Below are 7,658 nucleotides of genomic sequence, written 5' to 3'. Positions count from 1 at the left end.
GGCGGGAGGGACGTGCGGCGGCTGCCGCTGAGCGACTCGACCGCACGCACCGCCCCGTGGCGCGGTCAGCCCTGCGGCGGCGTGTAGTACTGCAGGTCGTTGCCCTCGGAGTCCTTGAACGGCATGATCCGACCCCACGGGTGCTCGCTGACGGAGCCCTCGATGTCGGCGCCGCGCTCCTTGAGCGTCGCGATCTCGTCCTCGATGCTCCCGTCCGGCTGGAACGTGATGACGGCGCCGCCGTCACTCGCGGGCTTCGCGTCCTCGCGGGCGTTCAGGCCGATACGCAGGCCACCGCCGTCGATCTCGCTCCAGTCGTCACCCTCGTGCGTGACCTCGAGTCCGAGCGTGTCGCGGTAGAACGCGACCGCGCGCTGCATGTCCGTGACGGGCACCCAGACCGCCGCTACTCCCTGTGCCATGTCGTCTCCTTCGTCTCGGACCGACAGGGCGTCGGCCGCTGCAGCCCTTCCTACGCGTCGGGTGGCCGGAGCCGTGGGACGAGGACACCGGTGCTTCCCAGGGAACGCGTGTCTCAGCGCAGCGAGACGAGCCGCCCCCGCGCGGTCGGCAGGACACCGACGCGGTACTCGAGGACCGCGGGGGCGGCTCCGCCCCCGCCGACGGTGGTGCTGGCCGCGCCGAAGCGCCACACGCGGTTGTAGAGGTACACGGCGATCTCGGTGCCGCCCGCGTCCGACACCCCCCACGTGCCGGTCCCCCACTGCGCCGGGTGCCCGCGTCCGTCGACCACGACGGTCGGTCGGGCGAACCACGCCAGCGCCGGCTTCCGGAGCCGCAGCTCGATCCGTCGTCTCGTCGTCCCGGAGGGCTGCGTCGCATCCACCCGCGAAGCGTACCCACTGGTAGCGGCGACGACGGCCGCACGCAGATGGTTCGGAGCCGGAACCATCCGGCGTAGAGTGGCGCGCGTGACCGACCCGAGCACCGAGGGCTGGATCCGCCGCCTCTGGCGTTACATGCTCCGCCACCGCAGGAGCGTCGTCATCTCGCTCGTCGCGGCGCTGCTCGGGAGCCTCTGCCAGGTCGTCGTACCGCTCGTCGCCCGTCGCATCGTGGACGGCGTGATCGTCGCGCACACCTCGCCGCTCGGACCGTGGCTGGCGCTGCTCCTGGCGCTCGCCGCCGCGACGTTCGGCTTCACGTACCTGCGGCGGTACCGCGGCGGCCGGGTGGCGCTCGAGGTGCAGAACGACCTCCGCAACGACATGCACGACCACCTGCAGCGCATGGACTTCGCGAGCCTCGACCAGATGCCGACGGGGCAGCTCGTCAGCCGGGCGAACTCCGACTCGGCGCTCGTGCAGGGCCTGCTCAACATGCTGCCGATCATGAGCGGCAACGTGATCCTGATGGTCCTGTCGATCGTCGTGATGTTCACGCTGTCACCCCTGCTCGCCCTGGTCAGCCTCGTGATGGTGCCGGTCCTCGTCGTGACGGCGTACCGGATGCGGCGCAGGATCATGCCCGCGACCTGGGACGCCCAGCAGCGCGAGGGCGAGGTGGCGCAGATCGTCGACGAGGACGTCAACGGGGTCCGCGTCGTCAAGGCGTTCGGCCGGGAGCGGCACGAGGTCGAGCACCTGACGCGCGTCGCGACCGGCCTCTACGGCGCGCAGATGCGTTCGGTGCGGATCCAGGCGCGGTTCCAGCCCCTGCTCGAGTCGATCCCGACCCTCGCGCAGGTCGCGATCCTGGCGTTGGGCGGGTGGCTCGCCCTGGAGGGCCGGATCACCATCGGCACGTTCCTCGCGTTCACGAGCTACGTCGCCGCGCTCATGGCGCCCGCTCGGCAGCTCGCGGGCGTGCTGACGATCGGACAGCAAGCGCAGGTCGGCATCGAGCGGGTCTTCCAGCTCATCGACCGGGAGCCCGCGATCCGGGACGCGCCGGACGCCGTGGCGGTGGACCACGTCCGGGGCGACGTCGTGTTCGAGGGTGTGACCTTCTCCTACGGGACCGGGAGTGCCGACATCCACCCCGCGCTCGACGGGCTCGACCTGCAGGTGCGGCCCGGCGAGCGCGTCGCCCTCGTCGGGCCGAGCGGAAGCGGCAAGTCGACGGTCGCGTCCCTCGTCGCCCGGTTCCACGACCCGGATTCCGGGCGGGTCCTGCTCGACGGACACGACCTCCGCGAGCTCAGCCTGCACTCGATCCGTGGCGCCATCGGCATGGTGTTCGAGGACAGCTTCCTGTTCTCGGACACGGTCGGGGCGAACATCGCCTACGGGCGTCCCTCGGCGACCGAGGCGGAGATCCGCCACGCGGCCGAGGTCGCTCATGCGATCGGGTTCATCGATGCGCTGCCGAAGGGGCTGGAAACCGTCGTCGGTGAGCGTGGCCTGTCGTTGTCCGGCGGGCAGCGGCAGCGGATCGCCCTCGCCCGGGCGATCCTGTCCGATCCGCGGATCCTCGTGCTCGACGACGCGACGAGCGCGATCGACGCCTCGACCGAGCAGTCGATCCACGACGCGCTCCGCGGCGAACTCCGGGACCGGACGGTGATCCTCATCGCCCACCGCGAGTCGACGCTGCACCTCGCCGACCGCATCCTGGTCCTCGACCACGGGCGCGTCGTCGACGAGGGGACGCACGAGTCCCTCGTCGCCACGAGTGCGGTGTACCGCGCGCTCGTCACCGGCCTCGACGACGACGCGACCGACGACACCGCGGCGGCGGCCGCGGCGGGTGACATCGACGCCCTGAGCCGGCTCGCGCAGGCGGCGGGCGGCGTGACGGACGATGCCTGGAGGCCCGGAGCGGCTGCGGCGACCACGGTCGCGACGTCGGGGCCCGGTGGTGGCCTCGGCATGGGGCTCGGTGGTCGCGGACGCGGCAGCGGGCGGGGCATGGCCGGCATGTTCGCGGCGACCCCGGAACTACTCGCGCGGGTGGCGGCGCTCGGACCGATCCGGGACGTCCCGACGGTCGACCTCGACCGCGAGACCGTGCAGGACCGACGGTTCTCACTCGCCACGCTGCTGCGGGAGTTCCGACGTCCGCTGCTGCTGGCCCTCCTGTTCGTCGTGGTCGACGCGGTCGCCGGCCTGCTCGGGCCGGTGCTCGTCAAGACCGGTATCGACGACGGCGTGCAGCGGGGTTCCGAGGTCGTGCTGTTCGGTGCCGCGGCCCTGTTCCTGCTCGTGACGCTCGCGGACCTCGCCGACGGCGTGGCCGAGACCTTCGTGACGGGCAAGGCGGCCCAGCGGATCATGCTGAGTCTGCGGATCCGGATCTTCGCCCAGCTCCAGCGGTTGTCCCTGGACTTCTACGAGCGTGAGATGGCGGGCCGGGTGATGACCCGGATGACGACGGACGTGGACCAGTTCGAGACGCTCATCCAGAACGGCCTGCTCTCGGCGCTCGTGTCGATCGTGACGTTCGTCGGGGTCGGCGTCGCGCTCGTGCTCATCGACCCCGAACTCGGTCTGCTGACCCTGTCGGTCGTGGTCCCGCTCGCCGGGGCGACCGTGTGGTTCCGGAGCCGGTCCTCCCGGTTGTACGACGAGGCGCGTGAGCGCATCGCCGTCGTCAACGCGGACTTCCAGGAGAGTCTGTCCGGCGTCCGCGAGTCCCAGGCGTTCGTGCACGAGGCCGCGACGGTGCGGCACTTCCACGCGCTGGGGCGGCGGTACCTCGACTCGCGGATCGCAGCGCAGCGTCTCGTCGCGACGTACTTCCCGTTCGTGCAGTTCCTGTCCGGGGTCGCCGACGTCATCGTGCTCGGCGTCGGCGCGACGCTCATCGGGTCCGGACACCTGACGTCCGGGGCGCTCATCGCGTTCCTGCTCTACATCGACATGTTCTTCTCGCCCATCCAGCAGCTGTCGCAGGTGTTCGACGCGTGGCAGCAGACGCGGGTGTCGGTGTCGCGGATCAGCGACCTCATGGCGCTCGAGACCCTCACCCCGGACGCGTCGGAGGCCGTCGTCCCGCCCCGCCTGTCGGGTGCGCTGGAGCTGCGGTCGGTGCGGTTCGCCTATCCCGTGGTGCGCACGCCCGTGCGTCCAGCGGAACGCCGCGGCCCGGCCGACCCGCGCACCGCGTCCGCCGCCCCGTCGGCGAGGGCGGTCCGACCGCCGGAGGCACTGCACGACGTCACGCTCGCCGTGCGCCCGGGCGAGACGATCGCGTTCGTCGGCGAGACGGGCGCCGGCAAGTCGACCGTGATGAAGCTCATCGCGCGGTTCTACGACCCGGACGACGGCGCCGTCCTCGTCGACGGGCGGGACCTCCGCACGCTCGACCTGCGGGCGTACCGCGGGCAGCTCGGGTACGTGCCGCAGGAGGCGTTCCTGTTCACCGGCACCGTCCGGGACAACATCGCGTACGGCCGGATGGACGCCACCGATGCCGAGGTGGAGGCGGCGGCGCGCGCCGTCGGTGCACACGAGTTCGTGTCCGAGCTCCCCGGCGGCTACCACCACCAGCTGTCGGAACGGGGGCGGTCCCTCTCCGCGGGGCACCGGCAGCTCATCGCCCTCGCCCGTGCCGAACTCGTCGATCCCGCGGTCCTGTTGCTCGACGAGGCCACCTCGAACCTCGATCTGCTCACCGAGGCGCGCGTGACGGCGGCGATGCAGACCGTCGCGTCCGGTCGGACCACGATCGTCATCGCCCACCGGCTGCAGACGGCACGCGCGGCACACCGCATCGCCGTGATCGCGGGAGGGCGGATCGCGGAACTCGGCCCGCACGACGAGCTGCTCGCGCGCGAGGGCCGGTACGCGGCGATGTGGCAGGCGTACGAGGCCGTCGACGCGCGATGAGGACGCGCTCGCCGCTCGCGACGACCCCGCTCCGACGGACGGGAGGGACGGCACCAGCTCGTGCCGTCCCTCCCGTCCGTCGATGGTGCGGTCAGCGGCGCCGCTTGTCGATGACGCCGGCGGCGGACCGCTGCTGCTCCCCCTGCTGGGCGCCCATCACGAGCAGGATGCCCGTGAGCACCGGCGTCACCCACTGCAGGATCTTCTGCTGACGCTGCGCTGACGTGAGCGTCGACGAGGCGGCGGGCGACGCCTCCGTCGTGCCGGCCGCGCCCTCGGAGGCGTGCTCGGCCATCTTCTTGCCCAGCGATGCCGACCAGAAGGTCGTCACGGCGGCGACGATCGTGAGCGTCAGCTTGACGCCCGTGTTGGTCCGGGCCTCCGGCTGCACGCCGAGCCGGTCGCGGTTGGCGATGATCAGGCCGGCGCCACCGATCGCGTGGACCGAGAGCGCCGCCAGCTGCAACGGCGCCCACTTGCTCCACCCGAGCGCCGACAGCGTGAGCCGCTCGACCGGGTCCTTCGCTCCGGCCGCAGCGCCGTTCAGGCCGGTCGCCCCCATGAGGTTCCCGCCGAACCAGGCGGCGAGCCCGATGTCGTGCATGCTGCGGATGACGGTGTTGTTCTCGGACATGGCGGTGCTCCCTGGTCTGCTCCGGCGGTGCCGGCGGTGTGTTCCTCGGCGGTGGTGCGGCTCCGGCGCGTCGAGCGTCGCAGCGACGACGCGGGTGGTGGCCGATGGCGTCCGGACCCGGGCTGACGTGGCAGAGCGGACGCTACGCGGGTGGAGGATCGGGGCGGCCCAGGACCGTCCCATGCACGTCGGTACGCCTGGTCGGCTGGTCAGCCCGCCGTGCGCGCGAGCACGAACCCCTGCCGGTGCCGCTCCACCTGCCGGGGCGCGCGGTCGAGGACAGCGTCGACGCGGAACCCGAGTGACCGCAGGAGCCCGGTGACCGACGACGGCTCGTGCAGGAACGCCGTGAGGGGGGCCTCCTGTCCGTACGGCCGCTCGATCCTCCGTGTGCCGGTACCGGCCTGGAACCCGAGCAGGAACACGCCATCCGGTCGGAGCACCCGCCGCACCTCGGTGACGACGTCCCGCAGTCCGTCGGGTGCCGTGTGGATGATCGAGTACCACGCGAGCACGCCCGCGAACGTGGCGTCGTCGAACGGCAGGGCCGCGAGGTCGCTCTGCCGCAGGTCGACCGCGATCCCTCGTCGGGCGGCGTGGGCCAGCATCCCGGACGAGATGTCGACGCCGGTGAGCCGCATCGTCCCGTCACGGTCCTGCAGGTGCCGGAGCATCCTGCCGGTGCCGCATCCGGCGTCGAGGACGGTCGCGGCACGAGGGAGCATGTGCGCGAAGTGATCGACCATCGCCATGTCGATCGGCGCTTCGAAGGACGTGTCCGGCAGGTGTTCCGCGTAGGTGTCCGCCGCTGCGTCGTACCCGGATCGGGTCTGCTCGAGAAGCGGGTCGCTCACGCGCTGGAGGCCGAGCGGTGCGCCCGGAGCGCCTCCACCACCAACTCGTGATCGGCGTGCATCTCGAGTCCGCTGACGCCGAGGACCCCGACGAGCGCGCCACGGACCCGGAGCGGGAATCCGCCCCCAGCCGCCTGGTACAGCAGCGGGTCGAGCGCGGAGGAGTCCCGGAACGTCGTGCCGTCGGCCTCGTACTGCGTCCGGACCGCGAGCGTCGAGTGCCCGAAGTGGCGGACGACCCGGAACTTCCGATCCAGCCACGCGTCGTTCACCGCGCCGGATCCGGGCGTCGCGACGTGGAACACACGCTGCTCACCGAAGGCGACGGCGACGGCGACGCCGAGCCCGCGCTCGATCGCGGTCGCCCGCAGCCAGGAGCCGACCGCCCATGCGTCGTCGAGGTCGAAGCGCTCCTGCTCGAGTTCACGCTCCTCGGCGAGCAGGCGCTCAAGCTTCTCCTCGGGCTGCAGGTCGCGCAGTGCCGCCATCGCCAACTCCTCGTCGTCCTCGACCGATCGGGTCGACACCGACCGTACCGGTACCGGTACCGGGCGGGGCCCGTCACCGGGCCGGACGTGCCCCCACCTCATGCAGACGGGGGCGGTTCCCGGTCACCGGTTGGTCCCGGTGGCCCACACCGCCTTGCCGTTCTTGTAGAGGACGAGGTTCCCGTCGCTCTGCTGCGTGAGCTTCATCCCGGAGCCACCGAACCGACTGGTCTTGCTCGACCACAGGGCCTTGGCCGCCTTCGTGTAGAGCACGAGGTTCCCGTCCGACTGCAGGGTCAGCTTCGCGCCGCCCCTGCCGCTCGTACGGGTCGACCAGACCGCCTTCCCGTCCTTGTAGACGACGACGTTGCCGTCCGTCTGCAGGACGAACTGGCGTCGCTCGGCGGAGTCCCAGATGGACTGACCGGCGGTGATCACGGCGCCGGGTGTCAGGGTGTCCGCGCCGGGGCGCTTGTTGTTCCACAACGTCGAGCCGTTGCGGGTGAGCCTCAGGCGCCCGTGGTCGTCGATGCTCAGGACGGCGCCAGCTCCCTTCCCCGATGTGCCCGTGGCCCACACCGCCTTGCCCGTGACGGCGTACAGCACGGCGTTGCCGTCCGCCTGCAGTGCGAGGTGCGCGCCGTGGTACCGGGTCGTGCCGGTCGCCCAGAGCGCGCGGCCGTTGCCGTACTCGACGAGGTTGCCGTCCGCCTGCATGTCGAGGTGGTACTGACGCGACGGGGAGTGGATGCTCTGGCCGGCCGTCATGGTGGTGGCGCCGAGGAGCTTGGTGCCGTCGGCGGAGATCCCGGTCACCGGCGGTGCCGGGGTCTGGGTGGGCGACGGGGTCGGCGACGGGGTCTGGGTGGGCGACGGGCTCGGCGACGGGGTC

7 protein-coding genes are annotated in these 7,658 nt (G+C 71.9%); 1 reads left to right on the top strand and 6 read right to left on the bottom strand.

Annotation, left to right across the window (positions count from 1 at the left end):
* Positions 1-65 precede the first annotated feature (65 nt).
* The gene (locus DEI82_RS15825; protein ID WP_111008724.1) at positions 66-422 is read right to left on the bottom strand and encodes a VOC family protein; all 357 of its coding nucleotides are present in this window, start codon (positions 420-422) and stop codon (positions 66-68) included.
* Between the two features lie 113 nt (positions 423-535).
* Positions 536-847: a hypothetical protein gene (locus DEI82_RS15820; protein WP_111025934.1), complete on the bottom strand. Its 312-nt coding sequence runs from the start codon at positions 845-847 to the stop codon at positions 536-538.
* A gap of 85 nt (positions 848-932) precedes the next feature.
* Here DEI82_RS15820 and DEI82_RS15815 point away from each other — a divergent pair, with 85 nt between their 5' ends.
* Positions 933-4,790: an ABC transporter ATP-binding protein gene (locus DEI82_RS15815; RefSeq protein WP_220037294.1), complete on the top strand. Its 3,858-nt coding sequence runs from the start codon at positions 933-935 to the stop codon at positions 4,788-4,790.
* 91 nt (positions 4,791-4,881) lie between these two features.
* Here DEI82_RS15815 and DEI82_RS15810 read toward each other — a convergent pair whose 3' ends face one another.
* The 4 genes from DEI82_RS15810 to DEI82_RS15795 form a co-directional block, all read right to left on the bottom strand.
* Complete coding sequence (locus tag DEI82_RS15810) at positions 4,882-5,424, bottom strand: hypothetical protein (protein WP_111008722.1); 543 nt, start codon at positions 5,422-5,424, stop codon at positions 4,882-4,884.
* A 209-nt stretch (positions 5,425-5,633) separates the two neighbouring features.
* The gene (locus tag DEI82_RS15805; protein ID WP_111008721.1) at positions 5,634-6,278 is read right to left on the bottom strand and encodes a class I SAM-dependent methyltransferase; all 645 of its coding nucleotides are present in this window, start codon (positions 6,276-6,278) and stop codon (positions 5,634-5,636) included.
* Entirely contained in the window at positions 6,275-6,766 is a 492-nt protein-coding gene (locus DEI82_RS15800) for a heme-degrading domain-containing protein (protein ID WP_111008946.1), read from the bottom strand. The genes DEI82_RS15805 and DEI82_RS15800 overlap by 4 nt, the downstream gene beginning before the upstream one ends.
* A 123-nt stretch (positions 6,767-6,889) precedes the next feature.
* On the bottom strand, positions 6,890-7,658 hold a 769-nt coding region (locus tag DEI82_RS15795), incomplete at its 5' end, for a hypothetical protein (RefSeq protein WP_220037293.1).

This window comes from Curtobacterium sp. MCBD17_019, from assembly GCF_003234555.1.
Lineage (GTDB): Bacteria > Actinomycetota > Actinomycetes > Actinomycetales > Microbacteriaceae > Curtobacterium.
This window is presented reverse-complemented; position numbering and strand designations above follow the sequence as displayed.